At 70.8% G+C, this 23975-nt stretch carries 26 protein-coding genes and 1 tRNA gene; 17 read left to right on the top strand and 10 right to left on the bottom strand.

Annotated elements, in window-relative coordinates; all coding sequences use genetic code 11:
• The first annotated feature begins 2 nt into the window (after positions 1-2).
• The 9 genes from ABZT49_RS18860 to ABZT49_RS18820 all read left to right on the top strand — a co-directional run bounded on the left by ABZT49_RS18860 (position 3) and on the right by ABZT49_RS18820 (position 5347).
• Positions 3-1814, top strand: coding sequence for a ParB/RepB/Spo0J family partition protein (locus ABZT49_RS18860; RefSeq protein ID WP_305078804.1), 1812 nt, complete (start codon positions 3-5; stop codon positions 1812-1814).
• A 77-nt stretch (positions 1815-1891) separates the two neighbouring features.
• Positions 1892-2788 carry a hypothetical protein gene (locus ABZT49_RS18855; RefSeq protein WP_305078805.1) on the top strand — a complete coding sequence of 299 codons (897 nt, stop codon included), beginning with the start codon at positions 1892-1894 and terminating at the stop codon, positions 2786-2788.
• Complete coding sequence (locus ABZT49_RS18850) at positions 2788-3036, top strand: hypothetical protein (protein ID WP_305078806.1); 249 nt, start codon at positions 2788-2790, stop codon at positions 3034-3036. The genes ABZT49_RS18855 and ABZT49_RS18850 overlap by 1 nt, the downstream gene beginning before the upstream one ends.
• Positions 3029-3433 carry a hypothetical protein gene (locus ABZT49_RS18845; RefSeq protein ID WP_305078807.1) on the top strand — a complete coding sequence of 135 codons (405 nt, stop codon included), beginning with the start codon at positions 3029-3031 and terminating at the stop codon, positions 3431-3433. The genes ABZT49_RS18850 and ABZT49_RS18845 overlap by 8 nt, the downstream gene beginning before the upstream one ends.
• Entirely contained in the window at positions 3426-3632 is a 207-nt protein-coding gene (locus tag ABZT49_RS18840) for a hypothetical protein (RefSeq protein WP_355287972.1), read from the top strand. The genes ABZT49_RS18845 and ABZT49_RS18840 overlap by 8 nt, the downstream gene beginning before the upstream one ends.
• Before the next feature lie 141 nt (positions 3633-3773).
• Entirely contained in the window at positions 3774-4187 is a 414-nt protein-coding gene (locus ABZT49_RS18835; protein WP_203155273.1) for a hypothetical protein, read from the top strand.
• 123 nt (positions 4188-4310) lie between these two features.
• Positions 4311-4730: a hypothetical protein gene (locus ABZT49_RS18830; protein ID WP_305077782.1), complete on the top strand. Its 420-nt coding sequence runs from the start codon at positions 4311-4313 to the stop codon at positions 4728-4730.
• A gap of 12 nt (positions 4731-4742) precedes the next feature.
• A complete protein-coding gene (locus ABZT49_RS18825; RefSeq protein WP_203155275.1) occupies positions 4743-5042 on the top strand; it encodes a hypothetical protein in 300 nt (99 codons plus the stop codon).
• 2 nt (positions 5043-5044) lie between these two features.
• Positions 5045-5347, top strand: coding sequence for a hypothetical protein (locus ABZT49_RS18820; protein ID WP_305077781.1), 303 nt, complete (start codon positions 5045-5047; stop codon positions 5345-5347).
• Positions 5348-5396: 49 nt separating this feature from the next.
• Here ABZT49_RS18820 and ABZT49_RS18815 read toward each other — a convergent pair whose 3' ends face one another.
• Positions 5397-6002, bottom strand: a complete 606-nt coding sequence (locus ABZT49_RS18815) for a metallophosphoesterase (RefSeq protein ID WP_203155276.1) — start codon at positions 6000-6002, stop codon at positions 5397-5399.
• A 609-nt stretch (positions 6003-6611) separates the two neighbouring features.
• Here ABZT49_RS18815 and ABZT49_RS18810 point away from each other — a divergent pair.
• The gene (locus ABZT49_RS18810) at positions 6612-6842 is read left to right on the top strand and encodes a hypothetical protein (protein ID WP_355287968.1); all 231 of its coding nucleotides are present in this window, start codon (positions 6612-6614) and stop codon (positions 6840-6842) included.
• 135 nt (positions 6843-6977) lie between these two features.
• Here ABZT49_RS18810 and ABZT49_RS18805 read toward each other — a convergent pair.
• From ABZT49_RS18805 to rpsA, 8 genes are all read right to left on the bottom strand, one after another.
• Positions 6978-7054: transfer RNA gene (locus ABZT49_RS18805), tRNA-Met, on the bottom strand.
• Between the two features lie 124 nt (positions 7055-7178).
• On the bottom strand, positions 7179-8399 hold the full coding sequence (gene trpB, locus ABZT49_RS18800; RefSeq protein ID WP_355287966.1) for a tryptophan synthase subunit beta: 1221 nt from the start codon (positions 8397-8399) through the stop codon (positions 7179-7181).
• 58 nt (positions 8400-8457) lie between these two features.
• Positions 8458-9180 (bottom strand): phosphoribosylanthranilate isomerase, encoded by a 723-nt coding sequence (locus ABZT49_RS18795; protein WP_355287964.1) that lies wholly within the window; start codon positions 9178-9180, stop codon positions 8458-8460.
• A gap of 48 nt (positions 9181-9228) precedes the next feature.
• The gene (locus tag ABZT49_RS18790) at positions 9229-10167 is read right to left on the bottom strand and encodes an ornithine cyclodeaminase family protein (protein ID WP_355287962.1); all 939 of its coding nucleotides are present in this window, start codon (positions 10165-10167) and stop codon (positions 9229-9231) included.
• A gap of 1 nt (position 10168) precedes the next feature.
• Positions 10169-10525, bottom strand: a complete 357-nt coding sequence (locus ABZT49_RS18785) for a LapA family protein (protein ID WP_355287960.1) — start codon at positions 10523-10525, stop codon at positions 10169-10171.
• A gap of 108 nt (positions 10526-10633) precedes the next feature.
• Entirely contained in the window at positions 10634-10960 is a 327-nt protein-coding gene (gene ihfB, locus ABZT49_RS18780) for an integration host factor subunit beta (protein WP_048433052.1), read from the bottom strand.
• 64 nt (positions 10961-11024) lie between these two features.
• The gene (gene sppA, locus ABZT49_RS18775; protein WP_355287957.1) at positions 11025-11981 is read right to left on the bottom strand and encodes a signal peptide peptidase SppA; all 957 of its coding nucleotides are present in this window, start codon (positions 11979-11981) and stop codon (positions 11025-11027) included.
• A 262-nt stretch (positions 11982-12243) separates the two neighbouring features.
• Entirely contained in the window at positions 12244-13956 is a 1713-nt protein-coding gene (gene rpsA / locus ABZT49_RS18770) for a 30S ribosomal protein S1 (RefSeq protein WP_093568275.1), read from the bottom strand.
• 595 nt (positions 13957-14551) lie between these two features.
• Between rpsA and ABZT49_RS18765 the strand changes: the two genes are divergently transcribed.
• The 3 genes from ABZT49_RS18765 (at position 14552) to ABZT49_RS18755 (ending at position 17985) form a co-directional block, all read left to right on the top strand.
• Complete coding sequence (locus ABZT49_RS18765; RefSeq protein ID WP_093568276.1) at positions 14552-15031, top strand: (2Fe-2S)-binding protein; 480 nt, start codon at positions 14552-14554, stop codon at positions 15029-15031.
• 53 nt (positions 15032-15084) lie between these two features.
• Positions 15085-17373: a xanthine dehydrogenase family protein molybdopterin-binding subunit gene (locus tag ABZT49_RS18760; protein ID WP_355287993.1), complete on the top strand. Its 2289-nt coding sequence runs from the start codon at positions 15085-15087 to the stop codon at positions 17371-17373.
• A 207-nt stretch (positions 17374-17580) separates the two neighbouring features.
• Positions 17581-17985, top strand: coding sequence for a hypothetical protein (locus tag ABZT49_RS18755; protein ID WP_355287955.1), 405 nt, complete (start codon positions 17581-17583; stop codon positions 17983-17985).
• A 263-nt stretch (positions 17986-18248) separates the two neighbouring features.
• On the opposite strand, the gene ABZT49_RS18750 is transcribed toward ABZT49_RS18755, so the two are convergent.
• Positions 18249-19661: a DUF3825 domain-containing protein gene (locus tag ABZT49_RS18750; protein WP_355287953.1), complete on the bottom strand. Its 1413-nt coding sequence runs from the start codon at positions 19659-19661 to the stop codon at positions 18249-18251.
• Between the two features lie 487 nt (positions 19662-20148).
• Here ABZT49_RS18750 and ABZT49_RS18745 point away from each other — a divergent pair, with 487 nt between their 5' ends.
• The 4 genes from ABZT49_RS18745 to ABZT49_RS18730 all read left to right on the top strand — a co-directional run bounded on the left by ABZT49_RS18745 (position 20149) and on the right by ABZT49_RS18730 (position 23876).
• Positions 20149-21231 (top strand): alkene reductase, encoded by a 1083-nt coding sequence (locus ABZT49_RS18745; RefSeq protein WP_355287951.1) that lies wholly within the window; start codon positions 20149-20151, stop codon positions 21229-21231.
• Between the two features lie 147 nt (positions 21232-21378).
• Positions 21379-21630 (top strand): DUF4170 domain-containing protein, encoded by a 252-nt coding sequence (locus tag ABZT49_RS18740; RefSeq protein WP_355287949.1) that lies wholly within the window; start codon positions 21379-21381, stop codon positions 21628-21630.
• Positions 21631-21910: 280 nt separating this feature from the next.
• Positions 21911-22855 (top strand): ribose-phosphate pyrophosphokinase, encoded by a 945-nt coding sequence (locus ABZT49_RS18735; RefSeq protein ID WP_093568282.1) that lies wholly within the window; start codon positions 21911-21913, stop codon positions 22853-22855.
• Between the two features lie 304 nt (positions 22856-23159).
• Positions 23160-23876, top strand: a complete 717-nt coding sequence (locus ABZT49_RS18730; RefSeq protein WP_355287947.1) for a DUF1013 domain-containing protein — start codon at positions 23160-23162, stop codon at positions 23874-23876.
• Positions 23877-23975: the final 99 nt, after the last annotated feature.

The following is a 23975-nucleotide window of genomic DNA, read 5'->3' as shown; positions in this document are numbered from 1 at the left end:
CAATGCAGCAGGTGCCCGCCGTGCAGATCGCCCTGTCCTCCCTCCGTCCCGGCCATCATCCCGACGCCCCGGCCGGCGTCGTCAACGTCCGCAAGACCGGACGCGACGCCGGGCTCGAAGCCCTTGCGGCGTCCATCGACGCCTTGGGGCTGATCCAGCCCCTCGTCGTCGTCCCGGGCGGCGACGGGTTCCATTACGTCGTGGACGGCAATCGCCGCCACGCCGCCCTGGAGAGCCTCGTGGTCGCCGGGAAGCTCGCCCCGAATAGCGAGGTGCCGGTGACCGCGCGTGACGTCGAAACCGCCCGGGAGGCCGGGCTCGCCGCCAACGTCAACCAGTCGCCGATGCACGAGGCCGACCAGGTCGAGGCCTACGCCGAGCTCCGGCGCGCCGGCCTGAAGGAGAAGGAGATCTCGGCGAGGTTCGGCCAGCCGGTTGCGCAGGTCCGGAAGCTGCTGGCCCTGGGCGGCGTCAGCCCTGCGGTGCTCGACGCCTGGCGCGCCGGCAAGATCAGCGTCGAGAGCGTCCGTACGTTCACGCTGGCCCCGTCCCACGCCGACCAGGATCGCGTTCTCGGATCGGTCCTGAAGGACGGCTCGGCGTGGAAGATCAAGGAGCGCCTCGGCCTCGACGGCCACGTCGCGCACATGCTCTCGTACGTCGGCGCCAAGGCCTACAGGGCCGCGGGCGGGACGGTCGTCGAGGATCTGTTCGGCGGCAGCGACGTCGTCAGCGACCGCGCGCTGCTGCAGCGCCTCGTCGACGAGCGTCTGGACGCCGAGTGCGAGCGCCGCGCCAAGGAGGGCTGGGGCTGGGTCGCCAAGGGCAGCGACCTCGATCCTGGATGGCGCTGGAGCTGGCCGCGCCTGAAGGACGGCCAGCGCGCGTTCTCGGTTGAGGAGCAGGCCCGATACGACGAGCTCCAGGCCTATCTCGATGCCGACGACGACGACGCGACGGACGAGGCCATCGCGGCCGCGCACGCCGAGGTCGCCGCCATCGAGGCCGCCGCCCGCATCCCCCTCGGCGCGGAGGATCGTGCCCGGTCCGGGTTCGTCGTGACGCTGGGCTACGACGGCAAGGTCGCCGTCGAGCCGTACGTCGTCCGCCCCGAGGACGCCCCGGCGAAGCCCGAGCCGGCCGCCCCGACCGCGCCGGCCGAGCCCGAGGGCAGCGGCCTTCCCAACGCCCTGGTCGAAAGGCTGTGCGATACCGCGACCGCGGCCGTCCAGGCCACGCTGGGCTCGTCACCGACCGCCGGCCTCGTCGCGCTTCTGGCCGGGGCCCTGACGGCGGACGCCTACGCGGCGCCCATGAAGCTCCGCCTCGAAGGCGTCGGCGGCGCGCAGGCCGCGCTGCGGGACAAGGAGGCCTTCGCGTCCCTGGTCGCCCGCCTGGCGGCCATGTCGGTCGACGAGCTTCTGGTCGTCGCGGCCGGCGTCGCCGCCCGGGGCGTCCAGACGCTCTACCGCGAGCACGGCTCCAAGCCCCGCGCGCCCTCGGAGCGTCCGTCCGTCCAGGCGCTGATGGGACTGCCTGACCCGTCCGTTCTCCAGGCCGAGCTTCGCGAGCGGTTCGACGGGGAGGCCTTCTTCAAGAGCGCGCCCAAGGCGGTGGCGGTCGCCATCGTGGGCGAGGTCCTCGGCGAGGCCGAGGGGCGGCGCGCCGCCGGCATGAAGAAGGGCGACCTGGTGGCCTACGCGGTCGCCTCGGTCCTGCCGACGGGCTGGCTCCCGGTCGAGCTCCGGCACCCCGGCTACGACGGCCCGGGATCGGCGCGACCCGCGGAGCAGCCCCTCGCCGCCGCGGCCTGACGGCTTCGTCGCGCGCCAGGCGGCAGTGGCGCACCCGATTCCTCCCCCTCCACCCCGGTTTCCCCAGGAGCGCCAACGTGCGCCAGCACCCCCAGACAATCCCGGCCGTCACGATTGCCCTCGACCGGGACGCTGAACTGCATTCGGACAAGGCACCCGTTGAGCGCGCTGTCGAGGTCATCGAATGCCTCGCAGGACGTGGCTTCGAGATTGTGCCGAAGCCCCTGCCGGGCTCGACCGCCCATGATCGCGTGGAGTTCGCGCGCCGCACCGGCTGCTGGGACGGCGTCAGCGACAAGGACTACATGGCCTGGGCGCGGTCGCTCGTGCCGGGCGCATTCGTCATCCGGACCGTCGAGGAGCTGACGACCGAGAACAAGGAGGCCTGGTCCGCTTCCGTCGAGGGGCTTTACCGCGGTCATCCGGTTCGCCTCGAACCCGGCCGACTGGAGCCCACCGAGACGGAGAAGGCCGCCCGCTGGGCGTCGGTGCTGATCGCGCAGGTCCTGGAGGACGGCTCCGCCCGCCAGGCCGAGGCGGGCGTAGACGCGGCCGCGAAGGATGCCCTGGCGCGGCTTAAGCGCGACCGCGGCCGGATGGCGTTCGAGGACCTCGACAGGAACCCGCCTGCCGCCGCAAGCCATACCGACTTCCTGATCGCGACGTGGGTCCGCAGCCTGGGGGATGCGGTCGAGTGGTGCGAGGTCCGCCTGCTTCCGAAGCGGATGGTGCTGGCGGCTTCCGTGCGGGGCAGGCCGAGCCGCGAGCAGGAAGAGGACCTCGGACGTAGGCTCGACATGATCCGCGCCTTGAGGGGCGTCGTCGGCGTGTCACCGGGGGTGCGGGGGCTTCATTCCGAGGACGGCGTGGTGACCTATGAGGTAGAGGTCCGCTTCAACCACTACATCACGACCATCGGCTGCGAGTACACTCCGCTCGACCTGCCGGCCAAGCCGGCGAAGGCGGCCGCCTGATGCGCGCCGTCCTCGCCCTCATCGCCGGAGGCCCCGGGAGGGTCTCCGTCTCGGCCGCCGCCATCGTGGCCATCATCTTCGTCCTGGCCGGGCATGGCTGGGACCTCCTCGCCGCAGCGTGGCACGCCAGCCTGTTTGCCTCCGGCTTCGTCTTCGTCTGGGCCGTCCTCGGCATCGTCGGGAACGCCGCCGGCGTCGCCGACGGCGAGGCGGCCGCCCCGGCGCCCAAGGAGGCCGACCATGGCTGACGCCAGCAACATCTCGCCCACCCCCTTCGACGGCGCGACGGTCTGGGCAACGCTTTCTCCCGAGGAGCAGGCACGCATCGGGGCGGTGGCCCTGGAGCTCGCCGTCGCAGGCGCCATCGCCGAGTATCTCCCGGGACCGGCCGAGCGGGCTGGCGCCGAGGCCCAGCGTCTAGCGCTCAAAGCCCTGGAAAGCGCTGCGCTGAACGCTGACGGCATCGACCGGAAATGGGTCGACGTTGTGGGCGGAAAGCCGCGTATCCGCATCCCTTCCCTGGTCGGCCGCGTCTGCCTGACCTGTGGCTGCAGCCAGGAGGACCCCTGCGAGGAGGGCTGCGGCTGGCACGACGCCATGACGTGCACCGCCTGCGCCGGTTCCGGGGAGGCCGCCCATGGCTGACGCGACCGACCAGCCGACGATCTCGGACGAGCTCGGCGCCGTCTGGGTAGCCGCCCGATACGACGGCGGCGCCATGCCCGAGGTCGCCTTCCGCGTCATCGACGCGACCCGGCCGGCAAAACGGCGCGCCCCGCCCCGGACGCCGACCGCTTTCGAGGCCGCATTCTCCCGGGCTCGATCCCGGGGAACTCACCGCTGATAATCCGTTACATAGTATTGATCTCGCGTTACACTCGACGAATGCGAGATTTATGCTGAAGAATGCTTGACACCGCCCATGGCCGCGCGTATATGTCGGTCATGGGCAGGCAAAGCCGCCCTACTGCAAGGAACATCCGCGATGACCGCCTACACCCAGATCAGCCCCGCCGCCCGCAACGCCGCCCTGGAGTGCGCCCGCGGCTCGTATCAGCGCGACCTCCTCGTCGGGGGCCATAGCTGGTCCGGCTCGACGCTCACCGGTCGCGCCGCCCGCTACGGCAGCAAGTACCGGACGAGCCGCGAGGAGCTCCTCGCCCGCCTCGAAGCCCATCCCGAGCTCGCCGTCGAGGAGCGTCTCGCCCGCCGCCGGACCGTCGCCATCGTGACCCGCGAGGAGGCCGCGGCCGCCGGCGGCGCCTACGCCCACATCGAGGCCGAGGCGGAGCGCCAGCGCGTCGAGCAGGAGCGCATCCAGGACGAGGCCCAGCGGATCGCCTTCCTGCAGCGCGTCGAGGAGTACCGCCTCGACATGGCCGCGCTGGCCGACATCTGACGCAACCGCCGGGGCGCGAGCCCCGGCCTCCCGCAGGTCTCCTCGCGAGGGGACCCGCCGGGGGCCGGATCGTCCATCCCCCATCGGGCAGGCGCCGCCGCCCGCAACCGCAGGAACTCCGCGATGACCACCAAGATCCACGTCCTGAAGCGGGCCCTGGCCCGCCGCGAGCGCGAGGAGGTCTACGCCGCCTTCGCGCTCTCCCTCGCCGGCGGCAAGGCCATCCTGTTCCATGCCGAGCCCATCGAGGTCGTCGGCGGCGAATGGAAGCCGATCCCGGGAACCGGCCTCGAACTCGTCATCCGCGCCGCGACGTCGGACGACGCTTACGACGCCTGGACGCGCCACGCCGAGGACGTCGGCGCCGGCGGCAAGTTCAGCGTGATGCTCACCTACATGCAGCCCGCCACGGAGGAGCGGCCCGCGGTCGAGATGCAGTCCCTCAAGGACATCGACCTCGACATGCTCGCGCTGCTCGACGAGCTCGGCGACATGTACGACGAGGACGTCGCCCTCGGCACTGCCATCCCCGGCGCTTTCTGAGGAGCCGCACCCATGATCGTCCGCGAGATCCCCGCCCGCTACCGCATCCCCGCCGTCGAGGCGGTCCAGCACGCCCTTCGCGACGCCGTCACCGTCGAGGACGCCCGCGCCCGCGTCGCGTTTTTCGACCTCTCCACGGGCCGCCGCCGGCCCGCGTGGTACCGCGAGGAGCGCCCCGACGACGCCCACGGCGCCACGCTCGTCTCGGGCGCCGTCCTGGCCTGGGGCCGGGTTTTCCCAGGCGAGCCGTGGGAGCTTTTTTACTGGGTCGACGCCGAGCGCGGCACCGTCGTCTGGAGGGAACGGAAGTGACGATGACGCCCGAACTGCTCGCCAAGGCCGGCGAGGCCCTGACGGGCGACACGGAGGAGTGGTCCCGGGCGCTGGCCCGGGCCCTCGGGGCCTACCACCCCGACGGCGCGAGGGAGACGATAGACCCGCGCTCGGTCTCCCGGTGGCGGAACGGCTCCCTCGAAATCCTCCCCTGGGTCGAGGAGGCGCTGCCGCAGCTTCTCCGGGACCACGCCGCCGAACTGGAGGCCCACGCCGAGAGGATGCGGGAGGCGGCGGACGACATCGAGGACGAGCTCCGGCCACGAGGGCCACGCGAGATATAGCCTGAAACGCCGAAGGGCCCCCGGTTCGCCGCCGGGGGCCCTTCTCGTTTCAGGCGGGCTGCTGGCCCTTCCGCTTCTCGGCCCGGGCCCGCTCCTCTGGTTCCTCGGGCGTCGCCTCCATCCGGCCGATGACGTCCTCCAGGCGGGCCGGCGCGTAGCCCCAGACGTCGACGCCGACGTCACAGGACTGGCTCGTCCCGGGGAGCGTCCCGTGCGTGTGGCCGTGGACGTGCAGGGCGCCGTGGAACGATCCCGGCCAGGCTCTCAGCGGGTAATGATCGGCCACGACCTTCCGGCCCGCGGCGTGAATGGTGAGGCGTTCCTGAACGCTCTCCCAGGGGAGCGACGTCACCCTGGGGCGGTCGTGGTTTCCGACGACCAAGTGCTTCTTCCCGGGGAGCGCCGCGAAGATCTGCGCCGTCCGCTCCGGGGTGTGGCCCCACTCGAAGTCGCCCAGATGGACGACGGTGTCGGCAGGGCGGACGACGGCGTTCCAGGCCTCGATCAGGAGGCGGTCCATCTCGGCGACGTCGCGGAAGGGGCGGCCCGAATGGCCGATGCTTCCGGCGTGGCCGAAGTGGGTATCGCCCACGAGCCAGAGGGTGCCCTTCGAGGGCGTGAGATTGCGGTGGTGCGTGAGGGGAGAAGTCTTCATCAGGGCAGCCTCCTGTCGGAAGGGGGCTGCGCGCGCGGCGTCACGCCCCCGGGGGATGGGTCTCGGTCGGTTTGGGGCGGCGTATGCGTTTCACGGCGGGCCTCGTTGCGGTTCGTGGGACCAGGGATCGCAGCTCCGGATTCCTCCGGTCAAGCGGGGTCGTCGGGCACGGTTAAGGAAACCCTGGGCGGGGGTTTTGTCCGAAACCTCTCCGCCTCAGCTTTCGGAGAGGTTTCGGACAATTCAGGGCCCGGGCACGTCGCGGTCCGGAGGCCGTCGCCCGCCGAGATCCGCGAACCGCGCCCGGCACCAGGGCGTGTACTGGTTCGGTCCCCGGCGGCCCCAGGCCTTGGGCCACCGGCAGTTCGTCACCAGCGCCAGCAGGACGTCCTCAAGCGTCGCCCCGCGCCCGAGGCGCGCGATCAGCCGCTCGGTGTCGTAGGAGCCCCGCCGCTCGCGGCACTAGGGGCAGACGATGACGACCCGCCGGTACGGGAACGCCCCCAGGGTCCGCGGCGCCTCCATCCGTCCCTCCCCTTCCGCACCGCCGACCCCATCCGTTGACCGGGTCGATACGTTCCCTATTTGTTCTCAAGAGGGAGAGGGTCAATGCTCGGGTACGACGACATCGCGGCCGCGGCCGCCGGCGAGGAGAGGGACGCCCTGTGGCGGTCCCTGGCGGAGGAGATGGAGGCGGCCGCCGCGGCGCGCCGGGACGGGCCCGGTTTCGTCAGGGCCTCGACGCCGGCCGACCTGGCGCGGGCGTTGGGTCGGGAACGGCGGGCCAGGTTATCCACAGGAACCCCGCGGCGGGGCGACCTGGGTCGCCGGCAAGCCTAGCGGGAGGGGGGTGGCGACCCAGAACCGACCCAGTGGGTCGGGGCCCAAATGAAAGAGCCCCGGCGTCCTTGCTCGGGGCTTCGGCCTAAATCGCTGATTGTATTGGGCCGAACCCTGGTCTGGTTCGGTGTTGAATGGTAGCGGAGGAGGGATTTGAACCCCCGACACAAGGATTATGATTCCTCTGCTCTGACCAACTGAGCTACTCCGCCGCGCGGTGGCCGGTTCGTGTCCGGCTCTGCGGTGGCGCGGATATAGGGGGAGGTGACGGGGCCTGTCAAGGAACCGTCGCAGCCCTTTTCGCGCCTCGCCGCGAATGGCGAGGCGCGACGCGACTCAGAGGGCGTCGCCCAGGATCTCGGCCACCTGGGGGATGTCCTTGTCGCCGCGGCCCGACAGGTTCACGACCATCAGGTGGTCGCGCGGCAGGCTGGGGGCGAGTTCCTTGACCTTGGCGAGCGCGTGGGCGGGCTCGAGGGCCGGGATGATGCCCTCCATCAGCGAGCACAGCCGGAACGCCTCCAGGGTCTCCGTATCGGTCGCCGACAGGTAGGTGACGCGGCCCATCTCGTGCAGCCAGGCGTGCTCGGGACCGATGCCCGGATAGTCGAGGCCAGCGGAGATCGAGTGCGCGTCGGCGATCTGGCCGTCGCCGTCCATGAGCAGGTAGGTGCGGTTGCCGTGCAGCACGCCGGGCTTGCCGCCGGTGAGCGAGGCGGCGTGCAGGCCGCTCGACACGCCGTGGCCCGCCGCCTCGACGCCGTAGATCGCGACCTCGCGGTCGTCGAGGAACGGGTGGAACAGCCCCATGGCGTTCGAGCCGCCGCCGATGCAGGCGACGAGCGAGTCGGGCAGGCGGCCCTCCTGCTCCAGCATCTGCGCCTTGGTCTCGATGCCGATGATCGACTGGAAGTCGCGCACCATCGCCGGGTAGGGATGCGGCCCCGCCACCGTGCCGATGCAGTAGAACGTGTCGGCGACGTTGGTGACCCAGTCGCGCAGGGCCTCGTTCATCGCGTCCTTCAGGGTGCGGGTGCCGGATTCGACCGGCACCACCTCGGCGCCGAGCATCTTCATCCGGAAGACGTTCGGCTTCTGCCGCTCGACGTCGACCGCGCCCATGTAGACGACGCATTTGAGGCCGAAGCGGGCGCAGAGCGTCGCGGTGGCGACGCCGTGCTGGCCGGCGCCGGTCTCGGCGATGATCCGCGGCTTGCCCATGCGCCGGGCGAGCAGGATCTGGCCCAGCACGTTGTTCACCTTGTGCGAACCGGTGTGGTTCAGCTCCTCGCGCTTGAAGTAGATCTTCGCGCCGCCGAGGTGCTGGGTCAGCCGCTCGGCGTAGTAGAGCGGGCTCGGCCGGCCGACGTAATGGGTGAGGTAAGCGGTCATCTCGGCCTGGAAGGCCGGATCGGCCTTGGCCGCCGTGTAGGCCTCCTCCAGGGCGAGGATGTTCGGCATCAGGGTCTCGGCCACGAAGCGGCCGCCGAAGATGCCGAAGCGGCCGCGCTCGTCGGGGCCGGTGCGGAACGAGTTCGGGGTCTGGGGAGCGGTCACGGCAGGGACTCTTCGCGTCTGGGAGGTTTTCGGTAAGTGTCGGTCTCGGCGGCGGGCCTTACGCCCTTCGCGCCTCTGGGGCAATTTGCGGTTCGGACGCAGCCCGCTTGTCGCACGCGACCCTTTTGGCGGCCGCCACGAAGGCGGCGATGCGGTCCGGGTCCTTGCGGCCGGGGCTCGATTCGACGCCCGACGACACGTCCACCGCCTGCGCGGCGGTCATCGCCAGGGCCTCGGCGACGGTGTCGGGCGTGAGGCCGCCGGAGAGCATGAACGGGTGGTCGCGACCGGCCCCGGCGAGCAGCGCCCAGTCGAAGGCGTGGCCGTTGCCGCCGGGCAGGACCGCGCCGGGGGCGGGCTTGGCGTCGTAGAGCAGCCGGTCGGCGACGCCCGCGTAGCGGGCGGCGCGGGCGAGGTCGTCGGCGGTGGCGATGCCAAGCGCCTTCATCACCGGGCGGCCGGTGCGGACCTTCACGGCCGCCACGCGCTCCGGGCTCTCCCGGCCGTGCAGCTGCAGCCAGTCCGGATCGAGGGCCGCGACCACCGCCGCGACGAGGGCGTCGTCGGGATCGACCAGCAGGGCGACGCGCTCGGCCCGGCCCCGCGCCTGCCGCGACAGGGCGGCGCCGAGGTCGAGGTCGACGTGGCGCGGGCTCTTCGGGAAATGCACGAGGCCGATCAGGTCGGCGCCGGCAGTAAGCGACGCCTCCAGGGTGTCCGGCGTGCTGAGGCCGCAGATCTTGACGAGGCAGGTCTTGTCGGGAGCGGAAGCGGGCGACATCCGCTCCCTATACGCCGATCCGAGCGCGCCCGCACGTGGTGCGCACGCTTAAGGATCCTGCGTCAGGGCTTCCCACACCGCCGCCGCAGCGGCGAGATCCTCGATCGCGGCGCCGACCGACTTGAACACCGTGATCGCCTCGGGGTCCTGCCGCCCGGGCGCCTCGCCCCGGCACAGGGCCGCGAGGTCGCCGGCGATCGCCTCGGGCGCGAGCGCGCCGGACTGGATCGCGATCGAGACGTCTCCACCCTTCTTGAGGGCGTCGGACGTGTCGACATAGACCGGCCCGCGCGACAGGGCCTCGTCGTCGGCCTCGCGCATCGCCGGCGTGAAGGCGCCGACGAGGTCGAGATGGGCGCCGGGCCGCAGCCAGGCGCCGCGCACCAGGGGCTCGGTCGAGAGGGTGGCGCAGGAGACGAGATCCGCCTCCCCCACAGCCGCCGCGAGGTCGGTGACGGGATACGCGTGGATGCCCTCGGCGGCCAGCGTCGCGGCGAGGCGCTGCGCACCCTCGGGACGGCGGTTCCAGACCGCGACGTCGCGGATCGGCCGCACGGCTGCATGCGCCCGCACGAGGGCGGGGGCGAGCGCGCCGGACCCCACCATCACCATCCGGGACGCGTCCGCGCGGGCGAGGTGGCGGGCGGCGAGCGCCGAGGCGGCGGCGGTGCGCCACAGGGTCAGGCGGGCGCCGTCGAGGAGCGCCAGCGGCCGGCCGTCGCGGCCGTCGCAGAGCAGGACCCCGCCCTGAATCGTGTCGAGGCCCCTGGCCGGGTTGCCCGGAAACAGGGTCAGGATCTTGACCCCGACGTAATCGGCCGTCCAGGCCGGCATCAGCAGCAGCGAGGCCCCGTCCGGGGCGGTCTCGATCGGGTGGTGATGGCGGGTCGGCGCCGTCGCGCCGGCCCGGAAGGCGACGCCGAGGGCGTCGACCATGCGCAAGGGCGTCAGCGCCGCGTCGATCTCGGCCTCGCCGATCAGCCGCATCTCAGGCGCGGCTCACCGGGGCCGGCAGGGCGGTGCGGCCGACCGTCGGGGTGTGGGCCGAGGCGGTCTGGCGCAGGCGCTCGGCCTCGTTGCGCAGCCGGGCGAGCTCGCGGCCCTTGGCCCGGCGGTCGCGGCGCGTGTCGCCCTGGCCGAGCCAGGACCCGATGCCGCCGACCACGATGCCGACCGCCACGGCGGCGAAGATCAGCGCGTAGAGCGGCATCGGCAGGCTGAAGGCCGGCGTCCCGTTCGAGAACGGATCGAAGGACAGCATCACCGGCTGGCGGTTGGCCACCGCGAGCAGCACGACCACGATCGCGATTGGCAGCAGGATCAGGCCCTTGAGGAAGCGGATCATCGGGAAACCCGGTCTTTCGTCGGTGATGCGGGAAGGGAGCGGGGCCGCCGGACGGAGTCCCGTGGGTCAAGTGTAACGCGCGGGGGCCCGAGCGCCAGGGTCTGCACCTCAGCTCGCGGCGGCCTCGGCCCGGCTCGGCTCGTCGGCGCCGATCCCGGCGGCGTTCAGGCGCAGGCGCATCTCCTTGCCGGTCTTGAACACCGGGATCGCCTTCTCGGCCACCGCCACGGCGGCGCCGGTGCGCGGGTTGCGGCCGCGCCGCGCCTCCCGGCGCTTGACCGAGAAGGCGCCGAAGCCGCGCAGCTCGACCCGGTCGCCCCGCGCCAGCGCATCCGCGATCGTGTCCAGGATGGCGTTGACGATGTTCTCGACGTCGCGCTGATACAGGTGCGGGTTCTGCTCGGCGATCTTGAGCACCAGCTCGGACTTGATCATGGGCGGTAGGGTCTCGACTGAGGCGGGGCCGGCCGGGGGAGATGCGCGGGGGGCGTCTTGCTCTTTATGGGCGCCAGACCGCGAGGAGGCCGCCCTGGGTTAGGCTCTCCGTCTCGGGTCCGGCCTGCCGCAGCCGGGCGGCGAGGTCGTCGTAGCCGAGGAGCCCGGCGCCGAAGGCCGCGGCCGAGAACAGGCCGAAGCGGTTGTCGGAGCGCGGCTTCCAGTCCCGCACCGGCAGGTCCTTGGCGACGCCCTTCTCGCGCTCGAGCCAGGCGATGGCCTGGCGCTCGTTGCCGGTCTCGTCGATCAGGCCGAGCGGCACGCTCTGGCGGCCGCTGAACACCCGGCCGTCGGCCACCGCCTTGATCTGGTCGGGGTTCATCTTCCGGCGCTCGGCCACGAGATCGCGGAACCAGCCGTAGGTGTCGCCGACGATCGCCTGCAGGGCGGCGCGGGCCTCCGGCGGGGTCGGGTGGAAGCCGCTCGGCTCGGCCTTGAGCGGCGAGGACTTCACCTCCTCCACCTTCACCCCGACCTTGTCGAGGAGGCCGGACAGCTCGGGATACTGGAACAGCACGCCGATCGAGCCGACGAGGCTGGTCTCGCGGGCGACGATGTGGTCGGCGGCGATCGCCGTGATGTAGGCGCCCGAGGCCGCCGTGCCGTCGACGAAGGCGACGATCGGTTTCTTCTCGGCGAGAAGGCGCAGGTTGCGGAAGAGTTCTTCGGAGCCGGTGGTGGTGCCGCCGGGCGAGTTGATCGCCACGACGACGCCCGAGACGGCACTCGAGTCGCCGACGCGCTTCATCAGCTCGCGGGTCTTCTCGCTGCCGGCGATGAAGCCGTCGATGCTGATGCGGGCGATCTGCGGCGTGACGGCGGAGAGGCCCCTGCCCCCGGCCGCCCGCCAGCCGACGACGCCGGCGGCGACGATCAGCGCCCCGATCCCGATCGCGCGCCAGACGGACAGCTTCCGGCGCAAGGACCGCCGGTCGAGGAGAAGTTCGGCATCGATGGCCATGCGGCGCCCGTATCCTGATCAGACTCCGGAAGGCGCCGTCCTGCCGGGTGGTTCCCTGCAAGTCATTGGCGCACCTCGCTCCCGGGCTGTTCTACCCCCGGCCGTCGCGCAGCGGCAAGACCGGTTTTGCGGGCATCCCCCTCCCCGATCGCGGTAATTCGGACGTGAGAACGCCCGCGCGGCGGCTTTCCGCGCGGGCGTCCGGATCTCATCGGGGTGTCCGGGCGTCGCCGCCCGGACGGGTCCCTTACGTCTTGTCGGCTTACTTCTTGTCGCCCTGGCGAGCCTTGAGGGCCGCGCCGAGGATGTCGCCGAGCGAGGCGCCCGAATCGGCGGAGCCGTACTGGGCGATCGCCTCCTTCTCCTCGGCCATCTCGAGGGCCTTGATGGAGAGCTGGACGCGGCGGGCCTTGCGGTCGAACTGCGTCACGCGCGCATCGAGCTTCTCGCCGGCGGCGAAGCGCTCGGGGCGCTGGTCGTTGCGCTCGCGGGCGAGATCGGCCCGGCGGATGAAGGCCTGGAGGTCGGAATCGACGATCTTGACCTCGATGCCCGAGTCCTTGACCTCGAGCACCTCGCAGGTGACCACCTGGCCCTTGCGGATGCCCTCACCCGCATCGGCGAAGGGATCGCCGGCGAGCTGCTTGATGCCGAGCGAGATGCGCTCCTTCTCGACGTCGACGTCGAGAACCTGCGCGCGCACCACGTCGCCCTTCTTGAACTCGTCGATGACCTGCTCGCCCGGACGGTTCCAGTCGAGGTCCGAGAGGTGGACCATGCCGTCGACGTCGCCCTCGAGGCCGATGAACAGACCGAACTCGGTCTTGTTCTTGACCTCGCCCTCGACCTCGGTGCCGGCCGGGTGCTTCTCGGAGAAGGCCTCCCACGGGTTCTGCAGGGTCTGCTTCAGGCCGAGCGAGATGCGGCGCTTGACCGGATCGACCTCCAGGATCTGAACCTCGACCTCCTGGGAGGTGGAGACGATCTTGCCCGGATGGACGTTCTTCTTGGTCCAGCTCATCTCCGAGACGTGGATCAGGCCCTCGATCCCCGGCTCCAGCTCCACGAAGGCGCCGTAATCGGTGATGTTGGTCACGCGGCCCTTGAGCTTGGCGTTGACCGGGTAGCGGGCGGCGATGCCCTCCCACGGATCGGCCAGGAGCTGCTTGATGCCGAGCGAGATGCGGTGCGTCTCGTGGTTGATCTTGATGATCTTGACCTTGACGGTCTGGCCGATGTTGACCACCTCGGACGGGTGGTTGACGCGGCGCCACGCCATGTCGGTGACGTGCAGCAGGCCGTCGATGCCGCCGAGGTCGACGAACGCACCGTACTCGGTGATGTTCTTGACCACGCCGTCGATGACCTGACCCTCTTCGAGGTTGGCCACCAGCTCGGAGCGCTGCTCGGCCCGGCTCTCCTCGAGCACGGTGCGGCGCGACACCACGATGTTGCCGCGGCGGCGGTCCATCTTGAGGATCTGGAACGGCTGCGGCGTGCCCATCAGCGGGGTGACATCGCGGACCGGGCGGATGTCGACCTGCGAGCGCGGCAGGAACGCCACGGCGCCGTCGAGGTCGACGGTGTAGCCGCCCTTGACCTGGTTGAAGATCGTGCCGGTGACCCGCTCGTTGTTCTCGAACGCCTTCTCGAGCTTGACCCAGCTCTCCTCGCGGCGCGCCTTGTCGCGCGAGATGACGGCCTCGCCGAGCGCGTTCTCGATGCGGTCGACGTAGACCTCGACCTCGTCGCCGACGCCGATCGGCTGGTCACGGCCGGGGCCCGTGAACTCCTTGAGGGCGACGCGGCCCTCGGTCTTGGCCCCGATGTCGATGACGGCGACGTCCTTCTCGATCGCCACCACACGGCCCTTGACCACGGAGCCTTCCGTGATCTCGTGCTCCCGGAACGACTCTTCCAGGAGGGCGGCGAAATCCTCGCGGCTCGACGCGGCGCCTTGCAAACCTGCGGACATTGATGCTCCTTATCGTCCCGCCCTATCCGGGGGGACGGCGCCGGCGGCTCGTATGAACGGGCCGCTTCCGCCCGCCGGAGTCCCGAGAGGTCTCTCGGAACCGCCGCTCCCCGAGATGTGAAGGGGCGCGGGCCGGCGCGTGATCGACGGGCGAAAACGTGTTTTTCCAGAGGTCCAGGCCGGTGCGCCGCGGAAGCTCGTCGCTCCACGCAGGCAGTATCCCGGCAACGGACCACCGGAAGTTGGGCCGATACACGAAAAGCAATCCACCGGCAAGGCGTTGCCGACGGGCGGACGCGGCATTTCGGCGAGACGCGACCGTCTTGCCGACACGCGCGACTCCGGGGTACCCATCCCTAACCTGAAACTATTCTGAGTTTCAGGTAATGGCGGACCGGTCCATGGGCGAGCCCCGGGGAACGATCCACCCAAGCAAGACCACGCCGGCTCAGGCGTGATCCGGGAGGAACGGGGCGCGGGCCCTTCGACGGCCGCCGCGCCGCGAGATGCAGAATCGACGGGGAGGCTGGGCGCCGCGACCGGAGCCATGTCCGCGGGGCGTTCCCAAAAGGCCTCCCGAAGCCGGAGGGCGACGATGATCAAGCTCAACGTGAACGGTGAGGAACGCCGCTTCGACGGCGATCCCGAGATGCCGCTGCTGTGGTACCTGCGGGACGAGCTCGGCCTGACGGGCACCAAGTTCGGCTGCGGCGTCGCGGCCTGCGGCGCCTGCACCATCCATGTCGGCGGCGCCGCGGTGCGGGCCTGCCAGACCGCGGTCTCGGCCGCCGACGGCCAGCCGGTGGTGACGATCGAGGGCCTGTCCCCGGACGGCAACCACCCGGTCCAGGCCGCCTGGCGCGACCTCAACGTGGCGCAGTGCGGCTACTGCCAGACCGGGCAGATCATGCAGGCGGCGGCCCTCCTCAAGGACACCCCGAAGCCGACCGACGCCGACATCGATTCGACGATGAGCGGCAACCTGTGCCGCTGCGGCACCTATCCGCGCATCCGCGCCGCCATCAAGCAGGCGGCGGGGCTGACCCCGAAGGCCGGCCAGGGAGATCGCCTGTGATTCACGACCTCTCCTCCTTCCTCAAATCCGCCCCGGCCGAGGAGCCGGAATCCATCGTCGCCAAGGCGTCCCCCGGCCAGCTCAGCCGCCGCGGCCTGCTCGCGGGCGCCGGCGCCCTGGTGCTGGCCCTGTCGCTGAAGCCGAAGGACGCGCTCGCCGCCGAGCCGGCGAAGTTCGGCGCCGACGGCATGCCGCATGGCTGGCGCGACGACCCGACGCTGTTCGTGGCGATCGCCCCCGACGGCACCGTGACGGTGACCTGCACCCGCTCGGAGATGGGTCAGGGCGTGCGCACCTCAGTGGCCTTCGTCGTCGCCGACGAGCTCGAGGCCGACTGGGCCAAGGTCAAGGTCGCCCAGGCGCATGGCGACGAGGAGCGCTTCGGCAACCAGGACACCGACGGCTCGCGCTCGCTCCGGCACTTCTTCATGCCGCTGCGCCGCGCCGGTGCCGCCGCCCGCACCATGCTGATCGAGGCCGCCGCCAAGCAATGGGGCGTGCCGGCCGCCGAGGTGACGGCCGAGAACCACGCCCTCGTCCACGCCAAGTCCGGGCGCCGCATCGGCTTCGGCGACGTGGCGCAGGCGGCGGCCAGCGTGCCGGTGCCGGATCGCGGCTCGGTCAAGCTCAAGGACCCGTCGGCCTTCCGCTACATCGGCAAGGGCCGGGTCGGCCTCATCGACAATGTCGGCATCACCACCGGCAAGGCGCAGTACGGCCTCGATACCCGCGTCGAGGGCATGCTCTACGCCGTGGTCGCGCGGCCTCCGGTCTTCGGCGGCAAGATCAAGAGCTTCGACGAGGCCGCCGCCATGAAGGTGCCGGGCGTCGTCAAGGTCGTCACCATCGATCCGCCGGCCCCGCCCTACGAGTTCATGCCGACCGGCGGCGTCGCGGTCATCGCCCGCAACACCTGGGCGGCAATCAAGGGCCGTGAGGCCTTGAACGCCACCTTCGACGACGGCCCGAACGCGTCTTACGATTCCGACGCCTACCGGGCCACCCTGGAGCAGGCCGTGCGCAAGCCCGGCAAGGTGGTGCGCCAGGAGGGCGACGTCGACGCGGCGATGAAGAAGGCGGTGAAGCGCCACGAGGCCGAGTACTACATCCCCCACCTCGCCCAGGCCCCGATGGAGCCGCCGGCCGCGACCGTGCGGATCGCCAAGGACGGCACGATCGAGGCCTGGGGCTGCGTGCAGTCGCCGCAGGCCGCCCGCGACCGCATCGCCAAGCGCCTCGGAATCGATCCCAAGACCGTCACGGTCAACGTCACGCTGCTCGGCGGCGGCTTCGGCCGCAAGTCGAAGCCCGACTACTTCGTCGAGGCGGCGCTCTGCTCCAAGGCGGTCGACGGCGCCCCGGTCAAGATGACCTGGACCCGCGAGGACGACCTCCATAACGGCTACTATCACACCGTCTCGATGGAGCGGCTGGAGGCCGGCCTCGACGACAAGGGCATGCCGGTCGCCTGGCTGCACCGTAGCGCGGCCCCGACCATCGGTTCGACCTTCGTCGCCGGCGCAAACGAGCAGATCCCGATCGAGCTCGGGATGGGCCTCGTCAACGTGCCGTTCGCCATCCCCAACATGCGGATGGAGAACCCGCCCGCCGACGCCCATGTCCGCATCGGCTGGTTCCGCTCGGTCTCGAACATCCCGCGGGCCTTCGCGGTGCAGTCGTTCCTGGACGAGCTCGCCCACATGGCCGGCCGCGACCCGAAGGACTACCTCCTCGACGTGATCGGCCCGGCCCGGATCATCGACCCGGTCAAGATGGGCGATGCCTGGAACTACGGCGAGGACCCCGCGCGCTACCCCTACGACACGGGCCGCCTGCGCAACGTGATCGAGGCGGTGGCGCAAGGCGCGGGCTGGGGCCGCAAGGTGGAGAAGGGCCGCGGCCTCGGCATCGCGGCGCATTACAGCTTCGTCACCTACACGGCGGCCGTCGCCGAGGTCGAGGTGTCGCCGAAGGGCGAGGTCAGCGTCCAGCGGGTCGACATCGCCATCGACAGCGGCCAGCAGGTCAACCCGGAGCGGGTGCGCTCGCAGCTCGAAGGCGCGGTGGTGATGGGCATGGGCCTCGCGCTCACCGCCCAGATCAGCTTCAAGAACGGTCGCGCCGTCCAGGACAACTACGACACCTACGAGCTCACCCGCATCGACGCGGCGCCCAAGATCATCAACGTGCACCTCGTGCAGGGTGGATCCTGGGACAAGCCGCTCGGCGGCGTCGGCGAGCCCGGCGTGCCGCCGATCGCGCCGGCCATCGCCAACGCGATCTTCGCGGCGACCGGCCGGCGCATCCGCCAGCTGCCGATGCGCGACAAGCTCAGCGCGTGAGCGTGATCCCGCGGGGCCTCGTGCCCCCGCGGGAGACGGCGGAGACGACGAGGGGCCGCTTCCCGCACGGGGGGCGGCCCCTTTTTTCTGCAATGATTCCCGCGAGGCGGAACCCCCGCCCCCGGGCGGGTGTTCGCGACCAGGGTTCATCGGGCCAAGGTTCGCCAGCCAGTGCGCGCCGCGTGCCCGGAACGGGAGAGACACGCCATGAAGCTCATCCTCGCCGCCGGCCTTCTCGCCGGCCTCGCCGGTCCCGCCCTCGCCGGCGCCTGCGGCACCGAGATCTCGTCGCTGGAGCCGCGCCTCGACGCGAAGGGCCGCGAGACCATCTCCGCGTCCAGCGGCGGCAAGGAAGTGGCGTCCCGCCGCGAGGCCCAGGCCGAGGCGGCGACCGAGAAGGGCACCAGCCCGTCCTCGCTCCCCAAGGGCCCCGCTCCCGGCTCCGCCGAGACCCAGGCCACCGCCGACGTCGCCAAGGCGAGCGGCGGCGGCACCGGCGTGATGGAGGCGCGCGCCAGCCTCAACCGCGCCCGCGAGCTCGACAAGAAGGGCGACGAGACCGGCTGCATGAAGGCGGTGTCGGACGCCAAGGAGCAGATGGACAAGTCGTGAGCGGACGCCCGGGCGTCCTTACGGACAGCTCAGTGCCTGTTTGATCTGGCTTCCAGAGACTTATCATCCTCCGCGTCATTCCGGGGCCGCGCAGCGGAGCCCGGAATCCAGAAACTCAGGCGGTTCCAAAGCAGGCGGAATGATCTCCGCTTCATCCTGGACCATCCGCGGTTCTGGGCGTGCCTTTGGCACGCCGGGCTCCGCTGCGCGGCCCCGGAATGACGCGGAGAGTGTCAGGATCGTCGAGCTTGTCGAACATGCTCTTACAGCGACAGGTCGCCGGTATAGCTGAGGAGGTTCGTCGCCTCCCCGATCCGCGGCGTGAGCCAGCCGGCCCCGGTGAGCGGGCCGATCAGCCGGGCCGCCAGGTAGGCCATTTCGAGGGTGTAGACCGTGACGCCGTAATACTCGTTCGGGTTCACCCGCCGGGCCACCAGGGCGAGGTCCGGCGGTCCGCCGGGCCGCAGCGCGAGCGGCAGGATGAAGCTCATCGCGTCCTCGGCCGGGTAGTAGATCGGCACCGCGGTCTTGTAGTCCCAGCGCACCCGCTTCCGCGCGGTCTCGATCGCGCCGGCGACGTGGCCGGCGATGGCGCGGCGGGCCTGGATGTCGCTCGCGAGCGCCCGGACGTAGTCCCGCATCCAGGCCTCGTCGGCCCGGTCGTTCAGCCGCTCGTGGAACGCGGCCGGGGCGTAGTGCTGGAGGAAGGCGAGCGGGAAGCGGCCGCGCTCGATCGCGTCCTTGATGATGTGGCTCCATTGCGGGGTGACGGGGCAGGCGGGATCGAACATCACCTCGTCGAGCCGCGTCAGGTAGCGCGCGGGGGCCGGGCGGTCCGCGAAGACCGAGATCAGCCGCTTGCCCGCCGGTCCCTGGCCGGCGACGCAGAAACTGACGTGGCTGTAGCGCCGCGCATCCTCGTTGTACTCCGACAGGCAGAGGATCGGCTCGTACAGCTTGTCGAGCAGGCCGGTGTCGAACGCCGCATAGGGTCCCGCATACGCGATCTTGTTCTCCCGGGCGAGCCGCGCGAACGTGTATTTGAGGTACTGCCTCAGGATCAGGTGTTCGTCGTCGGAGTGGGTGAAGGTCCGGTCCTCGTCGAGCGCGGTCTTGGCGAGCGTGCGCACCGTCGCGTCGTTGATGTTGCGCTTGTCGGTCCGGTTGAGCTTGACGTTGGACCAGCGCGTGAACCAGGCACCCGGCGGCACCTGCTCCATCAACGCCTGGATCACCCGCGTGCCCTGCTCCTGGCGCTCCTGCATTTCCTCGGGCGTCAGGGTGGGAGCCGGCGCATCGACGTGGAGCGAGGAGGCGAAGGAACGCCCGTCCCCGCTCCGCTCGACCGTCGCCGTCACCGTGCAGCCGGCCGCGAGCGGGTGCGGCCCCGGCTTCACCACGCAGGGCCCGCCCTTGATCTTGAAGTAGAGGTCCGGCTTGCCCTCGATGCGGACGAATCCCCAGCCGGAGCCCTCGGTGTAGGTCGGCTTCACGATCCCGGTCTCGACCGGGCCGAAGATCGCCTCCCCGGGGAGCGGGGCGTCGTCGTTCGGGCTGGCCTCCTCCGGAGACGCATCGGCCGGGTCGGCATCGGGCTCCTCCGCCTGGGCCGGCGCCGGCATGCCGGCGCCGGGGTCCTCGCGATCGGCAGCCGGGAGCGTGTCCGCGGCCGGCATGTCCGGGGGCGCCGGACGCAGGTGGCCCGAGAACAGAGGAACCTCGTCGACACGTGTCCACATCTTCGGTGTGCCGAGTTCCCAGACGAAATCTCCCTTTTTCAACTGTTGTGAACGAATCAAATCGACAATCTGTTCTTCTGAATATAATTCTTTCGAAGTCTCTCGATTCATATGTGTATACCAACGACTGGTCGGTTGCGTCATCGCGCCTATCGCAGGATTGCGCCGAAAAATCTCGGATGAAAAATTTTGGTGTTGTGAAGATTATGCAAAGCACCGGCGCTGCGTCAACGCTCATCGCTGTCCGCCTCCCTGGCGGCGGCGTACCGGAGCCCCATCCGGACGCACCCGCCGGATCGGGTGCGCGGGAGCACATGCCGGGGGCACGCGCTGCAACGCACCATCTGGCATCTCCGGCCCGGGCTCCCATCTCCTCCCCCGTCGCCCGGCCCTTGAAGCCGGGCTCGATCCGGAGCTGACCTCAGTGCCCTCCCTGTTCGATCCGATCCAGCTCGGCGCCATCGCGGCGCCGAACCGCATCCTGATGGCGCCGCTCACCCGCGGCCGCGCCTCGCGCTCGCACGTGCCGACGCCGATCATGGCCGAGTATTACCGCCAGCGCGCCGGCGCCGGCCTGATCATCAGCGAGGCCACCGGCATCTCGCAGGAGGGCACCGGCTGGCCCTTCGCCCCGGGCCTGTGGAGCCCTGAGCAGGTCGAGGCCTGGAAGCCGGTGGTCGCGGCGGTGCACGAGGCCGGCGGGCGCATCGTCGCCCAGCTCTGGCACATGGGCCGGCTGGTCCATCCCGACTTTCTGGGCGGCGCTCAGCCGGTCTCGGCCTCGGCCACCACGGGGCCCGACCACGCCCACACCTACGAGGGCAAGAAGCCCTATGCCGAGGCGCGGGCGTTGCGCGAGGACGAGATCCCGCGGATCCTCGAGGATTACGCCAAGGCCGCCCGCAACGCGATCGAGGCCGGCTTCGACGGGGTGCAGATCCACGCCGCGAACGGCTACCTGATCGACCAGTTCCTGCGCTCCAACTCCAACCTGCGCCAGGACCGCTACGGCGGCTCGGTGGAGAACCGCATCCGCCTGCTTGCCGAGGTCGCCCGCACCGTCGCCGACACGGTCGGCGCCGACCGCACCGGGGTGCGCCTGTCGCCGAACGAGCCGATCCAGGGCGTCGATGATGCCGACCCCGCGACCCTGTTCCCGGCCGCCGCCGCGGCTCTGTCGGAGATCGGCCTCGCCTTCCTCGAACTGCGCGAGCCCGCCCCCGACGGCACCTTCGGAAAGCCCGCCCACCCGCCGGTGGCGCCCGCGATCAAGGCCGCCTTCCGCGGGCCCCTGGTGCTGAACTCCGACTATGACGGGCCGCGGGCGCAAGCCGCCCTCGACGAGGGCCGCGCCGACGCGGTCGCGTTCGGCCGCCCCTACCTCGCCAACCCCGACCTGCCGGAGCGGATCGCCAAGGGCGCGCCCCTCACGAAGGACAATTACAAGACCTGGTACAGTCAGGGGCCGGAGGGCTACACCGACTACCCGACCCTCGACGCCGCCTGACGCGACCACGGGACCGGCCCGCGCGTGCAGTGCAGCACGATCCGGCTTGACGCGCGGGCCGGCGTTTGCGACGCCCCGGCGCCTGCCCCGACGGGCAGGCGCCGTCCCGCCGGACGGCCTTCGTCGCGGCACGCGGAGACGATGCGCATGAGCAATCCGGGCGACACCAAGCCGGCTTCCTCCCAGGAACCCAAGCAGCTCCTCCACCTGGTGTTCGGGGGCGAGCTGACCGACCTCGACAGCGTCACCTTCCGCGACCTCTCGAAGCTCGACGTGGTCGGCATCTTCCCCGACTATGCCAGCGCCGCGATGGCCTGGAAGGCGAAGGCGCAGCAGACCGTCGACAGCGCCCAGACCCGCTACTTCATCGTGCATCTCCACCGGCTGCTGCAGCCCTGAGGCGACCAGGGCGCACGGCACAGCATTCCTGCACAGGAATGCAGGGGTGCTGCGCAGTCGCGCGCGCATGAAAGCCGGCCGCGCACGCATGAAAGCATTGTGACGGTATCCCGGCACTGGTAAGAGCCTCGCCCGTCACATGAGAGCATCGTCGCGCGAGGGGCCCGTGTTCGCGCGAAGCTCGATGCGATCCTCCCCTCACCCCGGTGCGCGCGGGCCTGACTCAAGGGCACCGCGCGGCAGCGCCGGGGCTCTTCGCGCGGGCCACGATGGAAGCACGATGAAATCCTCGATCAAGATCGTCGCCGGCAATGCGAGCCGCCCGCTGGCCGAGGCGATCGCGGCCTATCTCGAAAAGCCGCTGGCGGTCTGCTCGGTCCGCCGCTTCGCCGACATGGAGATCTTCGTCGAGCTCCAGGAGAACGTGCGCGGCGAGGACGTGTACATCGTCCAGTCGACCTCGTTCCCGGCCAACGATCACCTGATGGAATTGCTCATCATGATCGACGCCGCGCGGCGCTCCTCGGCGCGGCGGATCACCGCCGTACTGCCCTATTTCGGCTATGCCCGCCAGGACCGACGCACGTCGGGCCGCACCCCGATCTCGGCCAAGCTCGTGGCGAACCTCATCACCGAGGCCGGCGCCGACCGGGTGATGACCCTCGACCTGCATGCCGGCCAGATCCAGGGCTTCTTCGACATCCCGACCGACAACCTGTTCGCCGCACCCGTCATGGTGCGCGACATCAAGGAGCGGATGGACCCCGCCGACATGATGGTGGTGTCGCCCGACGTCGGCGGCGTGGTGCGCGCCCGCGCGCTCGCCAAGCGCATCGACGCGCCGCTGGCCATCGTCGACAAGCGCCGCGACCGGCCCGGCGAGTCGGAGGTGATGAACATCATCGGCGAGGTCGAGGGCCGCTCCTGCATCCTCGTCGACGACATCGTCGATTCCGGCGGCACCCTCGTCAACGCCGCCGAGGCCCTGCTCGCCAAGGGCGCCAAGGACGTCTCGGCCTACATCACCCACGGCGTGCTCTCGGGCGGCGCGGTGTCGCGCATCGCCTCCTCGAAGCTCAAGGAGCTGGTGATCACCGACTCGATCCAGCCGACCGCCGCGGTCAAGCTCGCCCGCAACATCCGCGTCGTCACCATCGCGCCGCTGCTCGGCGAGGCGATCGGGCGCACCGCCGAAGAATCGAGCGTGTCGAGCCTGTTCGTCTGACGATCGATCGCCCGCCGCCCGTCCGGCGGCGGGCCGCTTCGTCTGCGCGAGAAGGGACGACACGCGGCGTCCCGCGAAATCTCTTCGCCCGCGAAAGCGGTTTGCGCCGAGCCTGAGACGCGCCTATATATCGGGCGATTCCCTCACAGCGTGAGACAGGCCGTCCTGGTAACCCGGGACGCCGGCGGGGCCTCCCGGTTCCGCCCCGGGCGCCCTGTCGCCGTCGAGGGGCCCGTGTTTGGATTGGGCCGCTTCCCGGGCGGCCGTCGCGCTCCCGCGTCGGAGCGCCCCGAGGAGGTATGGTATGTCCCAGGGACCGTTGATGCCGAAGGCGACGGCCGTCTGGCTCGTCGAGAACACGTCGCTGTCCTTCGATCAGATCGCCGATTTCTGCAAGCTCCACCCCCTCGAGGTGAAGGGCATCGCCGACGGCGAGGTGGCGGCCGGCATCAAGGGCCTCGACCCGGTCTCGACCGGCCAGCTCACCCGCGAGGAGATCGAGCGGGCGCAGAAGAACCCGAACCACCGCATGAAGGTGGCGGTGTCGAAGGTGAAGCTGCCCGAGGTGAAGCGCACCAAGGGCCCGCGCTACACCCCGCTGTCGCGCCGCCAGGACCGTCCGAACGCCATCCTGTGGCTGCTGCGCAACCACCCGGAGCTGAAGGATGCCCAGGTGATGCGCCTCGTCGGCACTACCAAGTCGACGATCCAGCAGATCCGCGAGCGCACCCACTGGAATTCCGGCTCGCTGCAGCCGATGGACCCGGTAACCCTCGGCCTGTGCTCGCAGATCGACCTCGATTTCGAGGTCCAGCGCGCCGCCAAGGACCGTCCGCTGGTGGAATCCGCCGAGGGCGGCGCCACCCTGATGCCGCCCGAGCTCTCGGTCCTGCCCGAGCCCGAGGACCGCGACGAGGACCGCCGCCCCGGCCGCGGCGACGAGCGTCTCGATGCCGACTCGGTCTTCGCACGCCTCAAGCCGATGCGGAAGGGCGAGCAGGACGACGACGACGAGTATTGAGTTTTCTAAACTCAATCGCCTCAAGCAGACACTTCCGTAGCCGACGCGTAACCCTCCCCCCCTCTGGGGGGGAGGGTGGCCTGCGGAGTAGGCCGGGAG

The sequence above is a fragment of the Methylobacterium sp. EM32 genome (genome assembly GCF_040593685.1).
Classification (GTDB): domain Bacteria; phylum Pseudomonadota; class Alphaproteobacteria; order Rhizobiales; family Beijerinckiaceae; genus Methylobacterium.
Note: the sequence above shows the minus strand (reverse complement) of the source record. Positions and strands in the feature narration are given on the sequence as shown.

Bases quoted from the DNA above. Each gene is read 5' to 3' on its own strand.
- ABZT49_RS18820 (WP_305077781.1), top strand. From the start codon at position 5,045: ATGACGCCCGAACTGCTCGCCAAGGCCGGCGAGGCCCTGACGGGCGAC.
- ABZT49_RS18810 (WP_355287968.1), top strand. From the start codon at position 6,612: ATGCTCGGGTACGACGACATCGCGGCCGCGGCCGCCGGCGAGGAGAGG.
- sppA (WP_355287957.1), bottom strand. From the start codon at position 11,981: ATGGCCATCGATGCCGAACTTCTCCTCGACCGGCGGTCCTTGCGCCGG.
- ihfB (WP_048433052.1), bottom strand. From the start codon at position 10,960: ATGATCAAGTCCGAGCTGGTGCTCAAGATCGCCGAGCAGAACCCGCAC.
- ABZT49_RS18755 (WP_355287955.1), top strand. From the start codon at position 17,581: ATGAAGCTCATCCTCGCCGCCGGCCTTCTCGCCGGCCTCGCCGGTCCC.
- ABZT49_RS18850 (WP_305078806.1), top strand. From the start codon at position 2,788: ATGCGCGCCGTCCTCGCCCTCATCGCCGGAGGCCCCGGGAGGGTCTCC.
- ABZT49_RS18750 (WP_355287953.1), bottom strand. From the start codon at position 19,661: ATGCCGGCCGCGGACACGCTCCCGGCTGCCGATCGCGAGGACCCCGGC.
- ABZT49_RS18790 (WP_355287962.1), bottom strand. From the start codon at position 10,167: ATGCGGCTGATCGGCGAGGCCGAGATCGACGCGGCGCTGACGCCCTTG.
- ABZT49_RS18740 (WP_355287949.1), top strand. From the start codon at position 21,379: ATGAGCAATCCGGGCGACACCAAGCCGGCTTCCTCCCAGGAACCCAAG.
- ABZT49_RS18815 (WP_203155276.1), bottom strand. From the start codon at position 6,002: ATGAAGACTTCTCCCCTCACGCACCACCGCAATCTCACGCCCTCGAAG.
- rpsA (WP_093568275.1), bottom strand. From the start codon at position 13,956: ATGTCCGCAGGTTTGCAAGGCGCCGCGTCGAGCCGCGAGGATTTCGCC.
- ABZT49_RS18860 (WP_305078804.1), top strand. From the start codon at position 3: ATGCAGCAGGTGCCCGCCGTGCAGATCGCCCTGTCCTCCCTCCGTCCC.
- ABZT49_RS18785 (WP_355287960.1), bottom strand. From the start codon at position 10,525: ATGATCCGCTTCCTCAAGGGCCTGATCCTGCTGCCAATCGCGATCGTG.
- ABZT49_RS18825 (WP_203155275.1), top strand. From the start codon at position 4,743: ATGATCGTCCGCGAGATCCCCGCCCGCTACCGCATCCCCGCCGTCGAG.
- ABZT49_RS18730 (WP_355287947.1), top strand. From the start codon at position 23,160: ATGTCCCAGGGACCGTTGATGCCGAAGGCGACGGCCGTCTGGCTCGTC.
- ABZT49_RS18840 (WP_355287972.1), top strand. From the start codon at position 3,426: ATGGCTGACGCGACCGACCAGCCGACGATCTCGGACGAGCTCGGCGCC.
- ABZT49_RS18835 (WP_203155273.1), top strand. From the start codon at position 3,774: ATGACCGCCTACACCCAGATCAGCCCCGCCGCCCGCAACGCCGCCCTG.
- ABZT49_RS18795 (WP_355287964.1), bottom strand. From the start codon at position 9,180: ATGTCGCCCGCTTCCGCTCCCGACAAGACCTGCCTCGTCAAGATCTGC.
- ABZT49_RS18830 (WP_305077782.1), top strand. From the start codon at position 4,311: ATGACCACCAAGATCCACGTCCTGAAGCGGGCCCTGGCCCGCCGCGAG.
- ABZT49_RS18735 (WP_093568282.1), top strand. From the start codon at position 21,911: ATGAAATCCTCGATCAAGATCGTCGCCGGCAATGCGAGCCGCCCGCTG.
- ABZT49_RS18765 (WP_093568276.1), top strand. From the start codon at position 14,552: ATGATCAAGCTCAACGTGAACGGTGAGGAACGCCGCTTCGACGGCGAT.
- ABZT49_RS18845 (WP_305078807.1), top strand. From the start codon at position 3,029: ATGGCTGACGCCAGCAACATCTCGCCCACCCCCTTCGACGGCGCGACG.